General features: G+C 45.3%; 21 protein-coding genes. 4 read left to right on the forward strand and 17 right to left on the reverse strand.

Features of this window, described 5'->3' with window-relative positions; all coding sequences use genetic code 11:
• Window positions 1-14: 14 nt before the first annotated feature.
• The 15 genes from G395_RS0111370 to flxA all read right to left on the reverse strand — a co-directional run bounded on the left by G395_RS0111370 (window position 15) and on the right by flxA (window position 11,625).
• Window positions 15-371: an ApeI family dehydratase gene (locus G395_RS0111370; RefSeq protein WP_026630152.1), complete on the reverse strand. Its 357-nt coding sequence runs from the start codon at window positions 369-371 to the stop codon at window positions 15-17.
• A 15-nt stretch (window positions 372-386) separates the two neighbouring features.
• Window positions 387-1,016, reverse strand: coding sequence for a flexirubin biosynthesis/transport protein LolA2 (lolA2, locus tag G395_RS0111375; RefSeq protein ID WP_026630153.1), 630 nt, complete (start codon window positions 1,014-1,016; stop codon window positions 387-389).
• On the reverse strand, window positions 1,009-1,773 hold the full coding sequence (locus G395_RS0111380) for a polysaccharide deacetylase family protein (protein WP_026630154.1): 765 nt from the start codon (window positions 1,771-1,773) through the stop codon (window positions 1,009-1,011). Before G395_RS0111380 ends, lolA2 begins: the two co-directional genes overlap by 8 nt.
• Window positions 1,763-2,728: a beta-ketoacyl synthase chain length factor gene (locus tag G395_RS0111385; protein WP_026630155.1), complete on the reverse strand. Its 966-nt coding sequence runs from the start codon at window positions 2,726-2,728 to the stop codon at window positions 1,763-1,765. Before G395_RS0111385 ends, G395_RS0111380 begins: the two co-directional genes overlap by 11 nt.
• Window positions 2,729-2,758: 30 nt before the next feature.
• A complete protein-coding gene (locus G395_RS0111390; protein ID WP_026630156.1) occupies window positions 2,759-3,943 on the reverse strand; it encodes a beta-ketoacyl-[acyl-carrier-protein] synthase family protein in 1,185 nt (394 codons plus the stop codon).
• Between the two features lie 9 nt (window positions 3,944-3,952).
• Window positions 3,953-4,213 (reverse strand): phosphopantetheine-binding protein, encoded by a 261-nt coding sequence (locus G395_RS0111395; protein ID WP_026630157.1) that lies wholly within the window; start codon window positions 4,211-4,213, stop codon window positions 3,953-3,955.
• Between the two features lie 35 nt (window positions 4,214-4,248).
• Window positions 4,249-4,869, reverse strand: coding sequence for a hypothetical protein (locus tag G395_RS0111400; protein WP_026630158.1), 621 nt, complete (start codon window positions 4,867-4,869; stop codon window positions 4,249-4,251).
• Window positions 4,866-5,948 (reverse strand): beta-ketoacyl-[acyl-carrier-protein] synthase family protein, encoded by a 1,083-nt coding sequence (locus G395_RS0111405; protein WP_026630159.1) that lies wholly within the window; start codon window positions 5,946-5,948, stop codon window positions 4,866-4,868. Before G395_RS0111405 ends, G395_RS0111400 begins: the two co-directional genes overlap by 4 nt.
• Before the next feature lie 7 nt (window positions 5,949-5,955).
• Window positions 5,956-6,372, reverse strand: coding sequence for an acyl-CoA thioesterase (locus tag G395_RS0111410; RefSeq protein WP_026630160.1), 417 nt, complete (start codon window positions 6,370-6,372; stop codon window positions 5,956-5,958).
• Window positions 6,373-6,393: 21 nt separating this feature from the next.
• On the reverse strand, window positions 6,394-6,813 hold the full coding sequence (locus G395_RS0111415) for a hotdog family protein (protein ID WP_026630161.1): 420 nt from the start codon (window positions 6,811-6,813) through the stop codon (window positions 6,394-6,396).
• Window positions 6,813-7,679: a lysophospholipid acyltransferase family protein gene (locus G395_RS0111420; RefSeq protein WP_026630162.1), complete on the reverse strand. Its 867-nt coding sequence runs from the start codon at window positions 7,677-7,679 to the stop codon at window positions 6,813-6,815. The genes G395_RS0111415 and G395_RS0111420 overlap by 1 nt, the downstream gene beginning before the upstream one ends.
• Before the next feature lie 2 nt (window positions 7,680-7,681).
• Window positions 7,682-7,948, reverse strand: coding sequence for a phosphopantetheine-binding protein (locus tag G395_RS0111425; protein WP_084439573.1), 267 nt, complete (start codon window positions 7,946-7,948; stop codon window positions 7,682-7,684).
• A 195-nt stretch (window positions 7,949-8,143) separates the two neighbouring features.
• Complete coding sequence (locus tag G395_RS0111430) at window positions 8,144-9,364, reverse strand: beta-ketoacyl-[acyl-carrier-protein] synthase family protein (protein WP_026630164.1); 1,221 nt, start codon at window positions 9,362-9,364, stop codon at window positions 8,144-8,146.
• Window positions 9,365-9,367: 3 nt separating this feature from the next.
• A complete protein-coding gene (flxB, locus tag G395_RS0111435; protein ID WP_026630165.1) occupies window positions 9,368-10,099 on the reverse strand; it encodes a flexirubin biosynthesis SDR family reductase FlxB in 732 nt (243 codons plus the stop codon).
• Window positions 10,096-11,625: a flexirubin biosynthesis tyrosine ammonia-lyase FlxA gene (gene flxA, locus G395_RS0111440; protein WP_026630166.1), complete on the reverse strand. Its 1,530-nt coding sequence runs from the start codon at window positions 11,623-11,625 to the stop codon at window positions 10,096-10,098. Before flxA ends, flxB begins: the two co-directional genes overlap by 4 nt.
• Before the next feature lie 117 nt (window positions 11,626-11,742).
• Here flxA and G395_RS0111445 point away from each other — a divergent pair, with 117 nt between their 5' ends.
• From G395_RS0111445 to G395_RS0111455, 3 genes are read left to right on the forward strand one after another with little or no spacing between them, the layout of a single operon-like run.
• A complete protein-coding gene (locus G395_RS0111445) occupies window positions 11,743-15,609 on the forward strand; it encodes a trifunctional MMPL family transporter/lysophospholipid acyltransferase/class I SAM-dependent methyltransferase (protein WP_229204140.1) in 3,867 nt (1,288 codons plus the stop codon).
• A gap of 38 nt (window positions 15,610-15,647) precedes the next feature.
• Window positions 15,648-17,180: a phytoene desaturase family protein gene (locus G395_RS0111450; RefSeq protein WP_026630168.1), complete on the forward strand. Its 1,533-nt coding sequence runs from the start codon at window positions 15,648-15,650 to the stop codon at window positions 17,178-17,180.
• Window positions 17,181-17,182: 2 nt separating this feature from the next.
• Window positions 17,183-18,442, forward strand: a complete 1,260-nt coding sequence (locus G395_RS0111455) for an NAD(P)/FAD-dependent oxidoreductase (protein WP_026630169.1) — start codon at window positions 17,183-17,185, stop codon at window positions 18,440-18,442.
• Here G395_RS0111455 and G395_RS0111460 read toward each other — a convergent pair.
• Both G395_RS0111460 and G395_RS0111465 read right to left on the reverse strand, forming a co-directional pair.
• Complete coding sequence (locus G395_RS0111460) at window positions 18,432-19,475, reverse strand: beta-ketoacyl synthase chain length factor (protein WP_026630170.1); 1,044 nt, start codon at window positions 19,473-19,475, stop codon at window positions 18,432-18,434. The genes G395_RS0111455 and G395_RS0111460 overlap by 11 nt on opposite strands.
• 17 nt (window positions 19,476-19,492) lie before the next feature.
• The gene (locus tag G395_RS0111465) at window positions 19,493-21,127 is read right to left on the reverse strand and encodes a glycerol-3-phosphate dehydrogenase/oxidase (protein ID WP_026630171.1); all 1,635 of its coding nucleotides are present in this window, start codon (window positions 21,125-21,127) and stop codon (window positions 19,493-19,495) included.
• 193 nt (window positions 21,128-21,320) lie between these two features.
• On the opposite strand from G395_RS0111465, the gene lysM reads away from it, so the two are divergent.
• Complete coding sequence (gene lysM / locus G395_RS0111470) at window positions 21,321-21,779, forward strand: peptidoglycan-binding protein LysM (RefSeq protein WP_026630172.1); 459 nt, start codon at window positions 21,321-21,323, stop codon at window positions 21,777-21,779.
• The last annotated feature ends 29 nt before the right edge of the window (window positions 21,780-21,808 follow it).

Genomic DNA, 21,808 nt, shown 5'->3' on the forward strand with positions numbered 1-21,808 from the left:
AAATGGACTTTCTGTTAAAGATAGCTTGCCTGCATTTTGAAAAAAACTTTCCCATTGTCCTCCCCTGAGGCGATGACTTCTAAAAGTTCAGACTGCTTGAATTTGATATTGATACGAACATTTGGATTTTCCCACGGATCAAGTATTTCAAGAAATTTGCATGTCCGCATGGATTTCATGGCCAGCTTTCTGTCCATATGTGTTTCCAGGAGCTCCTTCACGATCTGCATTTGTACAACACCCGGAATAACCGGCGCACCTGGAAAGTGGCCGGCAAAGATGGCATGCTGCGCATCGATAGCAATATCCGAAACAAGGCTTTCGGGGGTTACTTCGGTGCTGGTTACAGCGTAAAGGCTTTTCGCAAACATGCTGAAATTGGGTTACTATAAATTGATAAAAAGATTGTCATCTATCGGTTGATTAAACTTCTCATTCTGAAATTTCATCACGCTCTTATCGCCGCCTTTTTCATAAAAAGACAATTCCTTCAAATGCATTGTGCTCTTCGGGAAAACCAGGGTTATCTTGGAATATATGTTTTTCAGCCTACGGTTAACAGGAGTTAACACAACCATATACTGATCTGTGCTTTCCATGGCACTTTGCGAAAATGCTTTATTTTGCTGAAAATCACCGTTGACCAAGCCGATCATAAGCTCTTTGATCTGCGCTGCCATTCTACCAGCCTGACCAACACTTTTCTCCTTTCCAGCCTCCTGGACGCGTAATCTATCACCGTTAATTAATATTACATATTTAACGGGCGATTTTTGCTCCCACCGCATCTTGTCATTTTTCTTGTAATAAAAATTACCCGATGAATGCTCCGGCTCTTTCAAAACAGCTAAAAATTTCTCCTCGGTAAACGCAGCCTGAATGGAATTCACCTCTTGTGAAGTCTTGCGTAGTTGCTGGAAAACCTTTTCCGGGTTTGCTGATGGTTTGAATGTCTGTCCTTGCGCCCAGGCAATAGTCAGACAGAATGCAGTCAGTATAGCACTAATTTTATTCATAGGGCTCACGTTGAATTAGCTTGGAAAGCGGCTCAATTTTCAGTCCTTGCTGTAAACAATGTTCGATCAGATCTTCCATTGAATCGGCTGTGACTTTCCGGTTATCATGCAGCAAAACAATGTCCCTGGCTCTTACTTTTGACATGACGCGATTGATAACCTCGTATTTATTTTGCGCTTTTGTATCAAAGCTTCGAACAGACCAGCCCACAGAATCCAGTTTCAGATCACGCAAGACACGCGCGTAACGCGGGTTGGTCACGCCAAAGGGTGGACGGAAGAATTTTGGTGTTTTTCCAAGAATTCCACTGATAATGCTGTTGCAATGTTCCAGGTCCTTTGCCAGCTTGTCTTTCGAGAAGAAAGCGATCATTGTATGATGGCTGTATGAATGGTTTCCTATGATATGCCCCTCCTCATCAATGCGGCGAAGCAGCTGCGGATATTTTTCTGCCCGTTTTCCAATGACAAAAAACGTGGCCTTCACTCCTTTTTCCTTTAAAATATCGAGAATCTTTGGTGTGGTGTCAGGATCCGGGCCGTCATCGAACGTTAGGGCGATGGATTTTCTTTTACCCGTGTTTATTGATTTTAGGAAATAATTGGCCTGAATGTTGAACGAGCCGTAGGCAGTAAGGGCAAGATATGCGAGGGCAATGAAAATGAAAATCAGCCACGCGAAGCCTGTTTCCCAGAAGATAATCCCGCTGAGTGCAAAAATGGTGATGGCGGTTCCTGTGACAATGTTATGCTTCAATTGATTGCAAGAGTGTTAACCCCAGATTACTTTGAATTAATGTATTGCAAACCAGCACATTTCTGAGTGATTTGTCAGCTTTCATCCTATCCACAGCCAAATGTACACCGAATGCGGAAGTCGTTGGATAAATGCCAGAGTAGGCCAAGTAATCCACACATTTACTTTTGTCTATCCCCAGGTTCTGAATTTGAGATAAGACGCCTTCCGAATCTTGCTTATGTACATCAGAAACCAGCACCAGATCCAGATCCGCTGCACTCAGCTCATTTTCTCTCAGAAAATTGTTAATCTCACCAGTAATATCTCGCACCAAACCAATGGCACGAGAGTCCTTGATACCAGCAATTGATTCTTTATTCCTATTACCCGAAAGCATAAAAAATGATGCCCCGGAAGTGATGGGATTAACAATCTTTAAGTGCAGGTTTTCCGAAATATCTGTTAAAAAATGAATGGCTTCATCAGCAGCGCCAACCATAATGTTAACTCCATTCTCATCCAAAAGCAACATAGCATCTAGGAGCGCATTCTCGAATGATAGGGTATTTTGCGTATGCGTCATGTTATACCCGTGGTTTCCAATGCTTAGTGAAATTTGCCCTGCCATCGTGTTATGGGTCGATTGGATAAAGGCAGTGGGCGGAAGCAACCCTTCAATGGTTATAACATTGTTAAGAAACTTTTCGGTGTCTAAAAGACAGCCTAATCCAGTCCCAACGATGATTGCATCTGGTTGCTTGATTTTTGCCTGCCCTATGCAATCCTTTGCGCAAGCCACCGACATCCTTAAAATCTTGCTCATTCTCCGCAAAAGTCCGGCGTCAATAAAGACTTTGTAATCGGGACTTAACAGTGCTGACGATTCCTGCAACGGCTCAATGCTGGCAGAAAAGCCAACATTCCGGAATGTTGGCTGATGTGAAATGGTGGATGCGGCAGAAATGTAATACAACTAGGATATCTTGAATTTATGTAATCTGAACTAATTATGGCTTGAAAAAACCAGCGATGAATTGTTCCCACCGAAACCGAACGAATTGGACAATACAGCTTTAATAGGCTTATCACTTTGCAGTCTAGTAACAGGATTGAGCCCGGTTTCCGCAATGGGCGTTTTGTAATTCAGGTTTGGAAAAATCAGGTTGCGCTGAATGGCAAGAACCGAAAAGACGGCTTCAATAGCACCGGCAGCAGCAAGGGTATGCCCCGTATATGGTTTTGTTGAGCTGAATGCCGGAATATCATTCCCAAAAACATTCATCAGCGCTACTGATTCGGATAGATCGTTATTTTTCGTCCCGGTCCCGTGTGCATTAATGTAAGAAATATCAGACAAGGCAACACCGGACTTGGCCAAAGCATTCTTTATCGCCAGGGTTGCCCCTTTTCCTTCCGGTGACGATGCAGTTTGATGATATGCGTCAGCTGCGTTGGCCCAACCATTCACATATCCGATCGTTTTGTTTCCTGAAATCTGCACACTCTTTTCATTTTCCAACAGCAGGAACGCAGCGCCCTCCCCCAGATTTAAACCACTTCTGCTTTCATCAAACGGCCTGCACCATGCATCGTCGTAGATCATTAATGAGCGAAAACCATTGATCGTAAACCTGGTTAATGCATCCGAACCGCCTACCAGGACCCGGTCGAGCTTACCATTTAGAAGCAGCCGCGCGCCCAGCATAATGGCATTAGCGCCTGAGGAACAAGCTGTTGAAAGTGTATTGATATAACCGGAAATGCCCAGTTCAGCAGCGATTCGTTCCGTCGTGCTGCCACTATCGTGGGTTTTTAGGATATTGTAATCGGGATTAGTGCCGGCGAGATAGGTTTTGTAAAAGTCCTCTGTCCGATCCATTCCGCCGACGGAAGTTGCCGAGATAATGCCTGTTCGGAGTCCGCTGATGTGCTTGTTATCGCCCCAGGCTTCTTTTGCGGCTTTTAACCCCAACAATGAGGTGCGGGAAATGCCTTTGGGACCTGTATCAAGCGCTTGCTGCAATGTTTCGTTGGACATTTTCACTTCTCCAACCAAGAGCCCTTCTGCCTCTTTCAGAAACTGCACGGGCTCAATGCCCGACCTGCTTTCCATCAGCGCCTGCAAATTTTCTGCAACAGTCAGTCCAATTGCAGATACAATGCCCATACCGGTTATTCGGACGCCCATTTCGTGATTTTATTCGACTGCCCTGTTACGGATGTACTCTGCCATTGAATTGATTGACTTGAAAGCCACCTTGCCTTCATCTGGGTTGACCACCTGAATCCCATGGTATTTTTCCAGCAACACGATCAATTCCAGCGCGTCAATGGAATCCAGTCCGAGACCTCCTTCATCAAAAAGCAACGCATCGTCCGCAATGTCAGCCGGCGTGATATCTTCAAGGTTCAACTGCTCTATTATCTGTTTTTTAAGGTCTTCCTTTAAATTATCCATTGTCAATTAATGTGTATACTTTGATTTTCGGATTGTTATGCGTGGTTCAAATCGGCGAGTTTTGAAAGATTTTCCTTATTGAAATCCATGCCGCCTTCTGATTCGCTTTCTACCAGTGCAACGAAAACGTCGATGTGGTCGCCCATTACCCCGAGCCATCCGATCAGGACTGCTTTGGCGCTGGTGGACAGGAAAATCTGTCCATAATCGACGAAAAAACCGGGGGCGAATTTAGGCAAAACAGTGAACATATTTTCGCCATACCACTTGTTTCTGATCGCTATTTCACCCAAAACAATGTTGGGCAATGTGTAAACAAATAAAGAAGGGCTTGGTGTACCATTTTGGTCATAGGAATGTAAAAATCGCAGATCTGTATCCGCGCTGGACGATTGGTTTGCGAACAGCATTGCAATTTCATCGTCCTGATACTTGCTCGTCAAGCCCTCGTTAGCACGCTTTATCACTTCCGAAGCTAAAAATCCCGCTTGCGACAGCGCATCCATTTTATAAAACTTAGGATATACGATTTCCTGCTCCTTATAAATCTGTTTGAACCAACTGTCCGCTGCATCTTTTTCACGCGTTGCCACCAACTCACCATTTATCGAAAAATGATCAGCCGACAAATGACAATATGTTGTAATCAAACTCATAAACTCTTGATAATCAAAGATGCATTACCGCCGCCAAAGCCCGACGCTGTTTTCAGAATGGTTGCTGGCATGCTGGAAATATTTTCCGCAATGACGTTCAAGGTTTTTGAAGTGCCGCTTTCCCTATAACCGAGGCTTTTTAACAAAACTCCGTTGCGCATCATTTGCATAGAGGCAGCTGTTTCTATCACACCCGCCGCACCCAGCGTATGTCCGAAATAGCCTTTCAAACTGCTCAGCGGCACATTCGTCAAGCCTATCCGGTCGAAGGCAATGGACTCCATCTCATCATTATAAACCGTTGCCGTGCCATGTGCGCAGATAAAATCGAGTTCATCGGGCGCTACGTCATTGGCTTCCAATGTCTTTTTCACACTTCGAAACAATCCCTCACCCGTTCGGGAAGGGCCTGAAATGTGATTGGCATCATTGGCACTCGCGCCGGAAAAGAGCCGTAAAGCTCTATTTTTGAAAATTTCCTTTGTCTCAGAAACAACCACTGCACCGCACCCCTCGCCCATTGTTATGCCCTTGCGCGATGCGTCGAAAGGGGCACATGGCTGATCACTGATCGCAAAGAGAGATTGAAATCCAAAAACGACAAAATCCGAAATCAGGTCGCAGCCTATCACAATGGCATGCTCGTATACTTTCGCTTGAACGAGATTACTAGCCACATTGATCGCTAACACACCTGATATGCAAGCATTTGAGAGAACGATGGGCTGATTGGCCAGGCGAAACCTGGAAACCAACGCCTCTATGCTCTTGCCAAACTGATCGGTGATATTTTTATCAAGCTCACCTTTTGTCGAACTCACAATGACAATGGTCCTGTCCGAGGTCAGGATTGCGGGGTCAATATTTTCAGAAACAGCTGAAAGTGCGTCCGAGATCAGCTTTTCAAATTTAAAATCAGCGACGAGATCCAGGATTTTAGACAAATAAAGGTCTGCACTGTCAAATCCGGCCTGCGTTACCAAAGAAATTCCCGACCGATTAGCCTGCATAGCAGCCCAGTTTTCAGCTGTGGTCCCACCCAAGGGACTTATGATTACTTCGGCACCAATGTAGGTCATTCCAGTTTCAATAAACCTTATTTTGTTCTTTCCAATCCCGGTAAAAATCGGGGGTAATCAGTTCCAATGTGCGTGTTTCCTTATTCAAAAAAACCTGCATGGTTTTGCCCACAGCGCACAATTCGCCAGTTGTAAGGTTCACAACCTCATATTCAAACTGGATTTTGGCTGATTTTGCAGGCACATATTTCGTTATCACTTTAATGATCTGCCCGTAATAAACCGGAGCCTTATGGTCAATTTCGGATTTTACGATGGGTGTAAAGTAGCCTTTGTCGAAAATTGTCAGATATTCCAATCCGTAGGTTTTACCAAAAGCTTCTCTCCCATCTTCGAAAAATTTCAGGTAATTGCCATGCCAAACCACGCCCATTGCGTCAGTTTCACTAAAACGTATATCAATTTCGATTTCCGAAGCAATCATATTATGCTATCTAGTTAAGGGTTAGTGTGTCACCACGATCTTCATTTCACAGCCGAGCAATATACGCCCTTCCAAGAAACTTTCCCCTTTAACCAGGTAAATATTTCCTAGTTGATGTAGTGGTTCTACGATTGTCCGGATCGTTACGGAGGCCGTTGGCAGCTCATGCACTTCCACTTTTGTAATGGCTCCTATAAAGCCAATCTTAGGCTCTCCGGCTTCCTCACGGTCTAAATAACCGAATGAGGCAGCACAAGTCTGCGCAATGTTTTCCATTAAACCCGACTCCTGAAAATACCCGTCCTCAACCAGCACATTATCTTGTTCTATATAAAAATCCGACTCAAATCTTTCCGCAGTCACGCTTACCAGATTATCAATCATGATAAATGGCGCTCTGTGCGGAATGTATTGATTTATAGCGCTTTTGGGTACAATCATTAAACAAAAAAGTTGAAATAATTAAACCATTGTTCAGGATATTCATTCACTTTTCGTTCCAGTTCAGCAACATACAAGGCAGCGATCTCTTCGGGCTTGCGTTTTCCCGTCAAAGGCAATGTTGCGCTGAGGTGATAACTGTATTTTCCATCTTTGGCGGCAAAAACGAATGTTACCGGCGCATCAAACTTCGAGGCGATAATGAACGGTCCGTAAGGAAATTTCGCCTTCCTGCCAAAAAAATCCAACTCGATGAACTTGACGCCATCCATATAACGATCTGAATGAATGGCCACGAACTCGTTATTAACCAGTGCGTTGCGAATTGCGATAATGTGTGAAAGATCATCTTTAATCGCAATAACCTTAAACCTCGAACCGCCTGTGGAACTGTCCATAAACTGTTTAATGCTTTCTACCTCCGCGTCCAGCATTACAATGTTAATGGTCGGTGTAATGCGTCCTTTCAGCAGGTTACCGGCCGTTTCCCAGTTGCCCAAATGCGCACTCAGCAGTATCCCACCTTTTCCACCTTCTCGTATATCAATCAGATATTGCTCATTTTCAAACACATGCGTAAACTTCTCCGTTTTCCCAAGCAGGAACGCGGCGCGGTCTACCAATGTTTGTCCGAAAATGTAAAAGTTTTTCCTGGCCAGCTTTTTGGCCTCTGAAACTGGAAGATGGAGGGTATTTTGATAAAAATCCAGTAACGCGCTTTTTTGCTTCGCTGCAAAAAGATAGTAGTAATACGTTACCAGCTGCAACAGGCGGTAGGCAAAATCCAGCCCAAGCTTGTTAATGAAATAGAGAAAGATTTTATACCCGACTAATGATCCTTTGGTTTTACCATCCCAACGGCTCATTCTTATAAATTTAGTTTCTTACGAACTAGCCGGTAAAAATCGCCGAATGTCACGATCTCTTTGAAGTCTTCGCCTGTAATTTTGATGTTGAGATTTTCTTCGATGAGCACCACAAGATCCACATAGTCAAGGCTGTCCAAATCGAGCGTATCTTTGAGACTGTTTTCAGGAAGAATCAGATTCCGGTCCACCTCAAACTCCTCCGATAAAAAATCCCTCGTTTCTTCGATAACTTCTTCCCAACTCATTTTTACGTCGTTAGCATACATGGCTACAAAATTAATTTATTCTTGCTGATAGTTTAAAGATATTGCTCTTTTTTAAATTAAATTCTGCGACTCACACAATAATTTAATCCAAAAACCATTGCATGTGATGCATCCATTCGGAGCAGAACAAAAATACAAATTTATGGTGGCCGCGAACCGCCGCTTACGAAGTTGGAGCTCCGCAAATGGTCCTGATCAGGAGATCTTTTTGAGAATTAATGTTGAATTTGTTCCGCCAAAACCAAACGAATTTGAAAGGAAATAATTGATCTCCTGCTCCTTAGTTTCGGCAATAATGTTGATCCGCGCCGAATCTTCGTCCGGGTTTTCGAAGTTGATATTGGGCGCTACAAAAGAATTCTGCATCATCAGTAAAGAGTAAACGATCTCACTGGCACCCGCCATCCAGCACTCATGGCCCGTCATCGACTTGGTTGAACTTACCGGTGTTTCAGCCCCGAAAACTTCAAAAATTGCCCTTGCTTCACTCCCATCGCCTACTGGCGTCGACGTGGCGTGCGCATTAATGTAATCCACCTTATCAGCAGCAATTCCCGCCTGGGACATGGCCATTTTAAGTGAGCGAACCTGCCCGTCGATGCTGGGATTGGATATGTGATCGCCGTTGGAAGAAAATCCGTAGCCGATGAGTTCCGCCAGTATAGGAGCACCGCGCTTCACAGCAGACTCATAGGATTCAAGGATAACTGTGGCTGCGCCTCCGCTGGGGATCAGCCCGTCGCGGTCGCGGTCGAATGGCCGGGAAGCTTTTGCAGGCTCGGATTCGCGTACGGAGAATGTTCCCAGACCGTCGAAACTGGCCATGGCAGCAATGTTAATTTCCTGTGCACCACCGCAAATGATCCTGTCCTGCAATCCCTGCCGGATCATCATGTAACCCATCCCGATAGAATGTGAGCCGGATGCGCAAGCCGCGCTGAGTGTAAAATTGATGCCTTTTAATTTAAAAATCGTCGAAAGGTTCATATTAACAGTGCTATTCATGTTTTGAAAAATAGCGCCGCTTCCTATTAATGTGGTGTCGTGTTTTTCTTTGGCTTTTTCAACTGCTTCCACCACCGATGCGGCAGTGCTGTCGTTTCCATAAATGATGCCCGTTTCTGTGGTTTCGAGAAAATCCACATCCAGTCCCGAGAGTTCAAGCGCCTGACGCGTAGCCATATATGCATAAATAGCGGGCTGGTGCATACCCAGGCGCTGCCTTCTGGATAGGTAGTTTTTCAGGTCCGGCTCCTGAACCATGCCCGTTAGCGCAGAACGAAAGCCAAAATCCTTTCTAACCTGATCAAAAACAACCCCGCTTTTACCGGCATACAAAGATTTTGTGACCTCGTCCAGGTTTTCACCTAAACAAGAGTAAATCCCAATTCCGGTTACGACAACTCTGTGATCCATTAATTATGAATAAATTCCTCCGTTGATATTAATCACCTCGCCCGTAATGTAGGCGGCTTTATCTGAGACCAGAAAACTAACCAGATGAGCAACTTCCTCCGCTTGCCCGAAACGGTTCATCGGGATCATTTGCTTTAATTCTGCTTCGTTCAGGTCTTTGGTCATATCGCTCGTGATAAAACCCGGCGCAACTGCATTTACCGTGATCTTACGCTTAGCGACTTCCTGTGCCAACGCTTTTGTGGCAGCAATAATTGCCCCTTTGGCTGCGGAATAATTCGTTTGCCCTGCCACGCCCTTCATTCCGGACACCGATGCAATGTTCACAATCCGGCCCGAACGCTTGCGCAGCATTTGCTGAATGGCATTTTGTGTAACATTAAAAAGGCCTTTCGCGGAAATGTTCATCACATCGTCCCAATCCTGCTCCGGCATCCACATAAACAGGCCGTCACGCGTAATGCCGGCATTATTCACCAAAACACTGATATGCTTTTCTTCGTTTCTCTCTCTCCATTTGTTCAGGGCCTCGTCCACCTCCGTTTTTGTCTGAACATTGAATTGCAATAATTCACCATTCCCGCCGCCAGCCACGATCTCTGCAAGCGTTTCCTCTGCTGCGGCCTGATTGGAAGAATAATTGACCAAGATATATAACCCGTGATCTTTTGCAAGCTGAACCGCTATGGCACGGCCCAATCCTCGTGACGCGCCTGTTACCAATGCACAGCTCATAATTTAAACGGGGTTTCTTTAATGTATTCAAAAACTGCTGCAATGCTTTCGGATTGTGGAATATCCTCTTTCACAAAATGCGCATGCTGCCTAATCTGGCTGTAAATTGATTTTGCATTAGGCGATAACCGCTCCTGCTCACCCGGTTCCAGCAAATCAATAGCCTGACAAATGGCCATAATGTGAATTGACATTACCTGGAATGAATTTTCCAGAACCTGCTTGGCAAGCACCGCACTATTGGTCCCCATGCTTACAATGTCCTGATTATCATTGTTGTTAGGAATGCTGTGCACGTAAACTGAACCGGATAGCGCCTGGTTTTCTGCTGTTGTGGAAGTCGCTGTAAACTGCACGCCCTGGAAACCGAAATTCAACCCCCATGTTCCAGCGTTCAGGAATGGCGGAAACTTGCCATTTAGTTTGCTGTTCATCAGGAAGTTGAGCTGCCTTTCCATCAGCATTGAAAGCTTGGTAAGGACAATTTTAACTTTATCCATTTCCAGTGAAATGTAGTCACCATGGAAATTGCCTCCGTGGAAAACATTATCGTCCTCCGGGCTTACAATGGGGTTGTCATTGGTTGAATTAAGCTCATTCTCAATCACTTCCTGCGCATATTGCAATGTATCAAGGATTGGCCCCAGGATCTGCGGAACGCATCTTACCGAATAATATTCCTGAATCTTCCGTTCAAATTCCTTCCGTTGCAGTGCCGTATCATCCTTAAATAATTCTTCGCGACTGCGTATCAACTGACTGCCAGCCACAAAATCACGCATTTGCTGCGCAATAATCTGCTGTCCTTTATGATGTTTAACCGCATTCAATTGCTTGGAAAACGAATCGTCAAATGCTTCAATAACCTCATTCAGCATCGCCGACGCTGCTACCGCCCATTGCACCAGCCTTTTAGCATAAATAATGTTGATCGCCGAAATGCCGGTCATGCAGGATGTTCCGTTGATCAGCCCAAGGCCGTCGCGCAATTCCATTTTAAGCGGCTCGATGTTATTTTTTGCTAAAACATCGGCCGTATTTGTTCTGATGCCGCCTTCATAAACGTGCCCTTCGCCGATCAGGTTAAGGCCGAGATGGGAAAGCTGAACAAGGTCACCGCTCGCGCCGACGCTTCCGTGCTCGAAGATTTCAGGAACAATGCCTTTATTTAAAAAAGCGACAAGTTGCTTGATAACACCCGTGCTAACACCCGAGTTGGCCTGCAAAAATGAATTCAGGCGCGCTACCATGACACTGCGGGCATAAATTTCGTTGAGCGGCCTTCCTATACCGCTGGAATGGCTGCGGATGAGGTTGTATTGCAGGTTACTCAGCTTATCAGTCTCTATCCGGTATTGAGCCATCGGGCCAAAACCGGTATTGATTCCGTATATAATTTTATCTTTGGAGAAATTCGTAAGAAATGTAAAGGACTTAGAAACTTTATTGAGGGCGTCTTCGGCTAAGATAAATTCCTTCTTTTCAAAAGCATACTGCTCGATATGAGCTAAGGAAATACTATTCATTTAGAGATTGCATAATTAATATTACGTAAAATAAATCTTTTTTTGCGGTTTTGACAAACATGCCGCAATCGGCAAACGTGCCACCGGAAGTTGCCGGAATTTTACATTTGCTTACTTTTGTCTGACATTCACGTTCCCCTTTCAATGATCGGAGATTTACTTTTAAGGTTACATCAGTTCCTTTCCAGACACAAGCCCGCGTTTTTCCTTAGTCTGGTTTTCCTTACAAGTTTTCTGATCCTGGGAATCTCGCGGTTAAAGGTAACGGAAAGCATTTTTGCAACCTTACCGAAGGGTAAGAGCTTCGAAGAATTCAACCGGCTCATCGAAAGCAAGAACATCATCAATCAGATCGTCTTTTCGATTGATATTCCCGAAGAGACAACATCTGATGAAGCTAAATTGCTCGGAGAAGCATTTTCCGACTCGCTGACAAGATATACCAACGGCGCCATCCGGAACATTCAAATCGAACGCCCTTTTGCTCAGGAGGATGTTTACCAGTTTATTTACAGCCGTTTTCCGGAGCTCATTGATTCCTCCTATTATTCCCACATTACCAGCCGACTAAACGCGGATACGGTTAAAGCTTCGGTTAACTCGGCTTATAATCAGCTTACTACGCCCGGGGGGACATTTCTCAAACAGTTCATTGTCAATGATCCGCTTGGCATAACCGGCCCGTATTTTCGGAAATTAAATGCCAATAGCAACTCGAATGGCATGGTGCTCGAAGATGGCGTGATGTTTACGGGCGATCGCAAGAAAATGATCATTTTTGCCGCAACGAGTTTTGATTCAGGCGATTCAGAAAAAAATGTTGAGCTGTATGAAGATGTTGAAGCATTCAAATCCCGCTGGAATAAGCGGCAGAAGCATCACAATTTCTCTTATTTCGGCACGTTCGAAATCGCTGCCCGCAATGCCATTCAGGTCAAAAAAGATTCCTATTTAACATCCTTCATCGCGTTGGGGGGCATTTTGCTCTTGCTGATCCTGTACTACCGCAAATTCCTTATTCCGCTATACATTATATTACCCGGCGTTTTCGGGGCGATTTTCGCGCTGGGCATTATCGGCTATATCCGGCCCGAAATATCGGGCATTTCGCTGGCAACCGGCGCTGTTGTTTTTGGCATCTTGCTGGATTATGCATTTCACTTTTTCACACATTTAAGGCATACCAATTCTATTTCCACTGCCATTAAGGAAGTAAGCGCGCCCTTGCTTACCGGCAGTTTCACGACCGTGATGGCTTTCAGTGCATTGCATTTTGCCAATTCGGCAGTTTTGCAGGATTTTGGGTTGTTTTCTTCGCTTAGTTTGCTAGGCGCTGCACTTTTTACACTGATCGCGCTGCCCGTTATCCTGTCGTCGGTTGCATTTGAGAAAAAGCAGATACCCGCAGAAAGCCGTGCGTTTCGATTTCCGCAAATTCAGGAAAAAGCCAGGCCGATGATTCTGGGATTTATTGCTATAATGACGTTGATATTCCTCTATTTCGCCAGGTTTACGGAGTTTGACAGCAGTTTTGAAAACCTCAGCATTCAGGATGAGGATCTACAAAAACGTGAGGAGGCGCTCACAGGCATTGATCCAAAGGCAGAAAAAAGGATCTATATTTTCGCTAGCAATCCGGTCACGGCAAAGGCGGAATCAATCAATTACCAGATTTATCAAAACCTGGTCAAGCTGCGTGATCAGGGAAAAATAAACAGCTTCGTTTCCTCGGGCTCATTTCTTATTCCGCAGGAACTCCGGCGCGAACGCAATCGCAAATGGCATGATTTCTGGGATTTGCGCCGGAAAGAGGCCACCTATAATGCTTTGGATCAAGCGGCGGCAAAGAAAGGATTTAGCACCAATGCATTCAGTGATTTCAAATCATGGGTCGCAGGTCAGCAACCAGGCGCTGTCCCCGTGGATACATTGCTGGCCGAACTTGGCCTGGATAATCTGATCGAGGCGAATGTCAGAGGCACGACATTCATCACCACATTGATCGTTCCGCAGAGCCAGCTGTCTATCGTTAAAAATGAACTTAGGGCAATCCCAGGAATCGCGTTATTTGATCGCGGTGAACTGGCCGGTGATCTGCTCAAATTGGTAAAGGACGACTTCAATTATCTCCTGCTTATTTCGGCGTCGATCGTCTTCCTTACATTGCTTTTGGTCTACGGGCGGATTGAATTAACACTGTTAACTTTCCTGCCAATGGTGATCAGCTGGATCTGGATATTGGGTATAGCGGCTATTTTGGGCATAAAATTCAATTTCGTTAATGTAATTGTTACCACATTCATTTTCGGGCTTGGCGACGATTTCAGCATTTTTGTCACGGACGGCTTGCTCAATAAATACAAATACGGCAAGGATTCACTTCGCTCCTACCAGGCAGCCATCGCTTTATCGGCCACCACTACGATCATCGGAACGGGTGTCCTGATCTTCGCCAAACATCCCGCCATTCAATCCATTGCACTGATCAGCGTGTTGGGCATTGTCTGCATCCTGTTCATTTCCTTTGTTTTTCAGCCCGTCCTTTTTGGTTTTTTTGTCCAAAACAGAATAGCAAGAAAGAAGGCACCGGTAACATTATTGCCATTCCTGATCAGCATTTCCAGCTTTACCTACTTCCTGTCGGGCTGCCTGTTTTTACATTCCAAACTGGTTACGATTCTGTTGCTGCCCATTTCAAAGGTGCGGAAGAAGGCAATGCTGAACCGTTCGCTTTCATTTTATGCAAAAACCGTGATCTATTCGGGACCACATGTAAAAAAGAATTTTTCAGGATTGGAAAACTTGCAGCCAGAGAAACCAGTCATTTTCATTGCGAATCACACCTCGTTTCTGGACATTTTGCTGGCCATTATGCTCAATCCTAAAATCGTTTTAATGGTCAAAGGATGGGTGTACAATTCGCCGTTTTTCGGGCCCATCATCCGTCATGCAGGTTATGTGTACACGGATGACGGCCCCGAGGAGAACATTAATAAGGTGAAAGCGTTGGTTGCAGACGGTTATTCGCTCCTCATCTTTCCTGAAGGAACACGATCGGAAGACGGGCAGATCACCCGGTTCCATAAGGGCGCTTTTCACCTCGCCGAGCAGCTTGGCCTCGACATTCAGCCTATATTGATCCATGGTGCTTCTGATGTTTTGCCCAAAAACGATTTTCTGATCCGCCCCGGCGCACTCAATGTCCGCGTGCTCCCGCGCATACGCCTGTCCGATCCGGAATGGGGCAGCCAGCTGCGGGATAAGACCAAGAACATCGCTGCGCATTTTAAAACTGCATTTGCTTCCTATAAAAATGAAATGGAAGACACGGCTTATCTCAAACATAAAATTTTTACCAATTATGTGTATAAAGGCCCAGTCCTCGAATGGTATTTCAAGATCAAGTGGCGGCTGGAAAGCAAGAATTTCGCCTACTATAATGAGCTGATCGGCGCTCGGAAGAACTTTCTGGACATTGGCTGCGGATACGGCTACTTGTCCTTTTTTCTGCATTATAAGAACGAGGACCGCCTGATCACAGGCATTGATTATGATGAGGAAAAGATCAGCGTTGCGCAAAACAGTTATCGCAAAACGGCTAATCTGAACTTCGTCTGCAGCGACATTATGCAGGCCGATCTCGGCAGTCAGGATGTGATATTTTTAAATGATGTGCTTCACTATTTATCAAAAGAAAAACAGCTTAAATTGCTCGAAAGGTGTGCATTAGCGCTGCAACCGGACGGCATTCTTTTCATCCGCGACGGCATTACCGACAATCAGGAAAAGCACCGGAATACGCAGAAAACGGAAGCATTATCGACAGGAATTTTCTCTTTTAACCGCAAAGAAGATGAATTTCACTTCTTCTCATCCGGCGATATCAGGGACTTCGCCACCAGGCACCATATGCATGTTGAGATGCAGGAACACTCCAGCAATACATCCAATGTGCTGTTCATTTTACGGCCGCTGACCAGATAATAATTGGTGTATTATAAACTTTTTCAATAACCATTTTAATGCAATCTTCCGCCTTGCAAAAAGAATATGACTTTGTGATTGTAGGCAGTGGCCAGGGCGGCCTCGCTTGTGCGAACATTCTGGCTTTGGAAGGTTACAGCGTGGTTGTACTCGAAAAAAACCATCAGATTGGCGGTCATTTACAGGTGTATAGCCGGGGAAAAAGCATTTTCGATACGGGCGTACATTATGTAGGAAGCCTGGACGAGGGTGAGAATTTGTATCAGTTCTTCAAATATTTCGGCATACTCGACAAGCTGAAAATGAAACGGATGGACGATGACAAATTTGACGTTATCCGCTTTCAGGACGGCTCGGAATATGCTTACGCCCAGGGATTTGATCAATACAAAAACGGGTTAATCGAATATTTCCCGGAAGAAAAGGCTGCTATTGAAACCTATTGCGACAAGATCTTGGAAGTCTGTGAAAAATTCCCACTCTATAATCTCAGAGTTTCAGGAGAAAATTACCAGATGGACGGCGACGTTGTAGGACTGAACGCTCACGATTTCATTACGTCAGTCACTGATAATGAGCGGCTTCGGAATGTTTTGGCCGGATCCAATCTGCTGTATGCAGGCGTTCGGGACAAGACACCATTTTATGTGCATGCCCTGATTATGAAAAGCTATTTGTCAGGCTCCTACAAATTCATCAATGGCGGTTCTCAAATCGCAATTCAGATGAGTAAGGCCATCAGGGCGCAGGGAGGAGAAATTTACAAGCATAAGAAGGTAGTTTCGGCCAATTATGATGCAGATGGTAAGATCACGGAGGTGGTTTTGGAAAACGGGGAAACATTTAAAGGCAAACAGTTTATATCAAATGTGCATCCGTCCGTGACCATTGATATTTTCGGCGCGGAAAGGTTTCTTAATGTGTACAAAAACCGCGTTCAGGGGCTGGAAAACAGCATTTCAACATTTCTCGTACATGTTACTTTCCAGGCGGAGAGTTTTAAATATTTGAACTACAACATTTATCAGCACCATATTGAGGACGTTTGGGGAGGCATTGACTATGATAAGGAAACCTGGCCGCAAACTTATTTTATCTGCACGCCATACATTTCCAAAACCGGTCAATACGCTGATTCTATGTCCATTATGACCTACATGAATGCTTCCGAAACTGAAAAGTGGAGCGGGACTTTCAGCACAGTGGCTGAGCCGGGAACGCGCGATGCAGAATACGAACAGTTTAAGAAGGACAAAGAAGCAAAAGTGCTGGCGCGGCTCGAAGAAGTTTTCCCCGGAATTTCAGGAAAAATCAAGGCCGTTCATAGTGCTACTCCACTGACATTCAGGGATTACATTGGTAATAAAGATGGTTCCTTATATGGTGTGCTGAAAAATTCCCACTCGCCGACGCGGACGCAGATCAATACAAAAACAAGAATCCCTAACCTGCATTTGACAGGTCAAAATATTTCGATGCATGGCATACTGGGCGTCACGGTAAGCGCTTTTGTAACATGCTTTCCATTTGTAGACAAAGAGAAACTCATCCAAAAAGTTAAAAATGCCTAATCATGCAAACAGTTGATGTTGTGGTCATTGGTGCCGGACCAGCCGGGACAGTTGCAGCTTCTTACCTCAGAAACCAGGGTTACGATGTCACAATTTTAGAAAAAGAGAAATTTCCCCGCTTCCAGATCGGCGAAAGCCTGCTGCCCTGCTGCATGGAGCATCTGGACGAATCCGGTCTGCTAGAAGCAGTTAGGTCCAGGAATTTTCAGAAGAAAACCGGTGCAGCCTTCATGCGCGGTCAAAAAAGATGCGAATTCCTGTTTTCCGAACAATTCGCCAAGGGCTGGGAATGGACATGGCAAGTAAAACGCGCCGATTTCGATCTCACGCTGGCCGAAGCAGCCCGGGCAAAAGGTGTTGATGTTAAGTTTGAATGCGAAGTATTGAAAGTGACGTGCAGCGCTGATAGTCAGCACATTGAATATAAGGATGTAGACGGCAACCTCTACGAAATCCAGTCCAGGTTCATCATTGATTCCAGTGGCTACGGCCGTGTGCTCCCACGGCTGTTTAATTTGAGCAAACCCTCTGCATTCAGCCCGAGAGGCGCTATTTTCTCACATTTGGAAGATAAAAACCGCACGGAAACAACCAGCAACAACATTTTCGTGCATTCTTTTGACAATAACAAATCGTGGATATGGGCCATTCCGTTCTCCGATGGCTCCACTTCGGTGGGCATTGTTGGCGACAGGGAAAAGATAACACAAATGGCGGAGAACGGTGGAGAAGCTTATAAGACATTCATTCGTGAATTTGAGGATCTCGCAGGCCGCTTTAAAGATTCGGAATTGAAATTTGAGCCGCGGCACATCCTGGGCTATTCCATTGGCGTCACCAAAATGTTCGGGGAAGGTTTTGTGCTCTCCGGAAACAGCACCGAATTTCTTGACCCGATCTTTTCATCCGGCGTAACATTCGCAACTGCTTCGGGATTACTTTCGGCAAAAATGACGCACAAGCATTTGCAGGGTGAAACGGTGGACTGGGAAAATGAATACGAAAAAGTGATCCAACGCGGGATCAACGTTTTCAGAAGCTATGTTACCGGGTGGTACAGCGGTGATTTTCAAACCATTGTATTCACAGACCAAATTAATAACGACATCAAAAAACAGATTTGCTCGGTGCTCGCAGGATATGTCTGGGACCAGTCTAATCCTTTTGTAAAAAAGCATGATACAATTCTGCCTACGCTTGCCAAAGTCATTAAAATGGAGGAAAAAAATCTAAAATCCAAATTGAAAGACGCTACGGAGTAAGCAGAATAAAACTGTGCTGAACGGCCTTATAATGGTTGTAAATCAGCACATTATTCGCTTTTTCCACTGTTGGACTCTGATGAATACATTGTGAAGGAACTGGGTGGCCTGAAAGCATTTTTACGGCCATCCAGGTTGCAAAAGCCGAAGCAGTTGGATAATCTCCCACCATGTTCTTATAAGTGTAGCTGATGCTATCCGGGAAAAATTTCTTGCGAAAATCTGCGTACAAATGGTCTGTGCGGTTATCCCCACTGATGCCCAGCATCAAAGTATCGATATCCTCACATGCGAGCCCGTTTCGTTCCAGAAAGTAATTCAGCTTTTCTTCCAGGTCATTATTTTTTGGACTATTGATCTGATCCACATCCATAATCCGCGCCAGTGTTCCTTCGCTTCTTGAAGACTCTACCACGAACATCGTCGCCCCTTCCCCATTAACGGATCCGGGAGAATCGGCTGTCAGCAAATCAGTTGACGTAATGTCTTCTGTTTTAAAATGACCGTTTAAGAAATCAATGTTATGGTTATAATCAGAAATCTCCTCCACGCTGCCGACCAGCACGCGCCGCAGTTTTTTTTCTTCCAAAACCATCATCGCATCCAGTAACGCAGCTTCGAAAGCCAGTCCTTTGTGCACATGCGTTGTGTTATAACCCGTTACCTTGCTCATCAAAGCAAGATTGCCTGCAACTGCGTTAGGTGTGCTCTGGACAAAATGAGTGGGCGTTAATGTGCCTTCCTCGTAGTCAACGATCTGGTTCAGGAATTTGAGGCAATCGCCTAATCCGCCATTCGCTGTGCCGAGAATGATCCCGTCCATATCGGATTTCCGGATCAGCGGCAAGCCCGCCCCTACGCCCATCCGAACGGCCTTACCCATTCTGCGTAGCAAGCTTGCGGGGATTAATTGTCCGTAATCCGGTTCAATGGCCGCGTAACGATTGCCGTGATGCACTTTTATCTTTTCCTCAAAAAAGGCATTATCAAAGGTAAACTGAGGTGAGATGCAGGCTAAGTCGGTTACGTACATTCGGGATCTAATGTGAGTTAGTTGCCGGCGTCGGCAATGAATTGTTTGAGCTGAAACGCATAGTCATCGATTTGTCTTTGCGTTTCGCTTTCATCCCAATTCAATTCCCGTGCCATCAGGTTTGCAACAACAGGTAAGCAGTTTAAGGTTTCTTTCCAATCGGTAATTTCCAGCCTCACCCTGCGCGCCAGAAAGTCGCGCGGCGTGATGACCATTTCATTCCGGACCGTGTAAGTTACTTCTGCTCTAATGTAGGGATAGGAAGCGCTGAGCCGTTCTTTTAAGGAAATGTCAGTCGCTGTTAAATCCGCAACCAATGTTGCCCGGGAACCGTATTTTCTAACCAGATGCAGCGCCACGTCCTCCGGTAATGCATATTTCGTGGTAAGCTTTCCCGATAAAGAAGCATCATAATGTTCCCCGCCGGCAAGCGTATGGTTTGCAGTAAGACATTCATTTCTTTTGGAAAAGATCGCGTCGGCTTCGTCGATCGTATCCTTGGCCATCAACCGGTAAGTCGTCCACTTCCCGCCCAGCAGACTCAACAGCCCGCTTGCAGCGTCTACCTCAACTTCATGATCCCTGACCAGGCTTTTGGTGGATTTGGAAGGATCGGCTGCCAGGAGCGGGCGCAATCCACCAAAACCCGCTTTCAATGTTGTCATGTCAATGGGAGTCGCCAGGAATGGATTCAGCGTATCAACCAGATATTTTTTTTCCGATTCATTCAATGTGGCCTCAGAATCAATGCTATCCGACTCCGTATCCGTAGTCCCGATCATCATGGCGCCTTCAAAAGGAATAGCAAAAACCACGCGTCCGTCCGAAGTCTTAGGAATGAGCATAGCATATTCGCTATTCAATGTATTATAGGGCAGCACTACGTGAACGCCTTTGCTGGGACGAAGCCGCTCAGGCAATGCAGGATTGGCCAACAACCTGATCTTATCAGAAAACGGCCCTGTGCAATTGATAACCAGCTTTGATTTAATGATAAATTCAGCTCCTTGCTGCGTATCCTTAACCTGAACACCAACAAGTTTGCCCAAATCATTTTTGGTAAAACCTGTAACATCCAGGTAATTAGCAGCAACGCCGCCTGCTTCCGCAGCCGACTGCACCAGTGCCAGGCAATAACGCGCATCGTCGAGCTGGCCATCGTAATACAGCACGCCGCTGTGCAGCTTCTTGCTGTTCAGGGTTGGAATTTTGTCGAGCACTTCCTTTTTTGAAAGCCATTTGCTTTTAGGAAGCGAATCGTTTGTGGCAAATGTATCATAGAGTTGTAAGCCGATTTTGAAGTACAAACCCTCGAACCAGGAACTCACAGGCGTCATCAATGCCAATGGCCGCGCCAGATGCGGTGCATTTTTAAGAACGGTATGCCGCTCTTCCAAGCCGTGACGGACCTGTTTGAGCTGCGCGAAATCTAATTTTTTAAATGCCTGTTCGAGATAACGGACACCGCCGTGGATCAGCTTGGTAGAACGGGATGAAGTCTCTGATGCAAAATCCTTTTTATCAATAATAGCGACTTTATAACCTCGTAAAACGGCATCCAATGCACAACCAGCCCCGCTTGCCCCTGCCCCGATGATACAAATATCAAATTCTTCACTTCTTAATTTATCCAGCGATGCGTTACGATCCATTGATTGGCAGTATATCCAGCATTTGATTGACCTGTTGCAAAAGTACAAAGTCAGGCATTAAAACTGGCCGCTGCCGAACGGTCTTTTGAAGTTTGCTCAGAAAAAGTTTGGTATAATAATTGCCACATCAGCAATATAATGTGTGTCAACGACCGCATTACAAGTTATCTGTTTCACATAAACCAACTAAAACATGGGCTTACTATCGTTTCTTAAAGGCGTAGGAGAAAAAGTTTTCAAAAAAGAAGAAACTGCTGTTCCCACGCCGGAAGCAGAACCATTACGCGCCAGCGCGCTCCTATCGCACGTAAAAGCACTCGGGCTCGCATATAACAATCTGACAGTCAAAACATCGGGTGACACGGTGACCATAGAAGGCGAAGTAGCTCAGCAGGAAGATGCAGAAAAGATAGCCCTTGCAGTAGGGAATGTTGAAGGCGTAGAAGTGGTGGACAACCGCTTGAAAGTGGCAACGCCGGCTCCCGAAGCAACTTATCACACTGTGGAAAAAGGCGACACGCTCTCCAAAATAGCGAAGGAAGTGTATGGCGATATGATGAAGTATCCTATCATTTTTGAAGCAAACAAACCAATGCTCACGCATCCGGATAAGATCTATCCAGGCCAGGTTTTGAGAATCCCGGCGCTTTAATTTGATTTTAAATGAGTGAATAAGTGATT

Source organism: Dyadobacter alkalitolerans DSM 23607 (assembly GCF_000428845.1).
GTDB classification, from domain to species: Bacteria; Bacteroidota; Bacteroidia; order Cytophagales; family Spirosomataceae; genus Dyadobacter; species Dyadobacter alkalitolerans.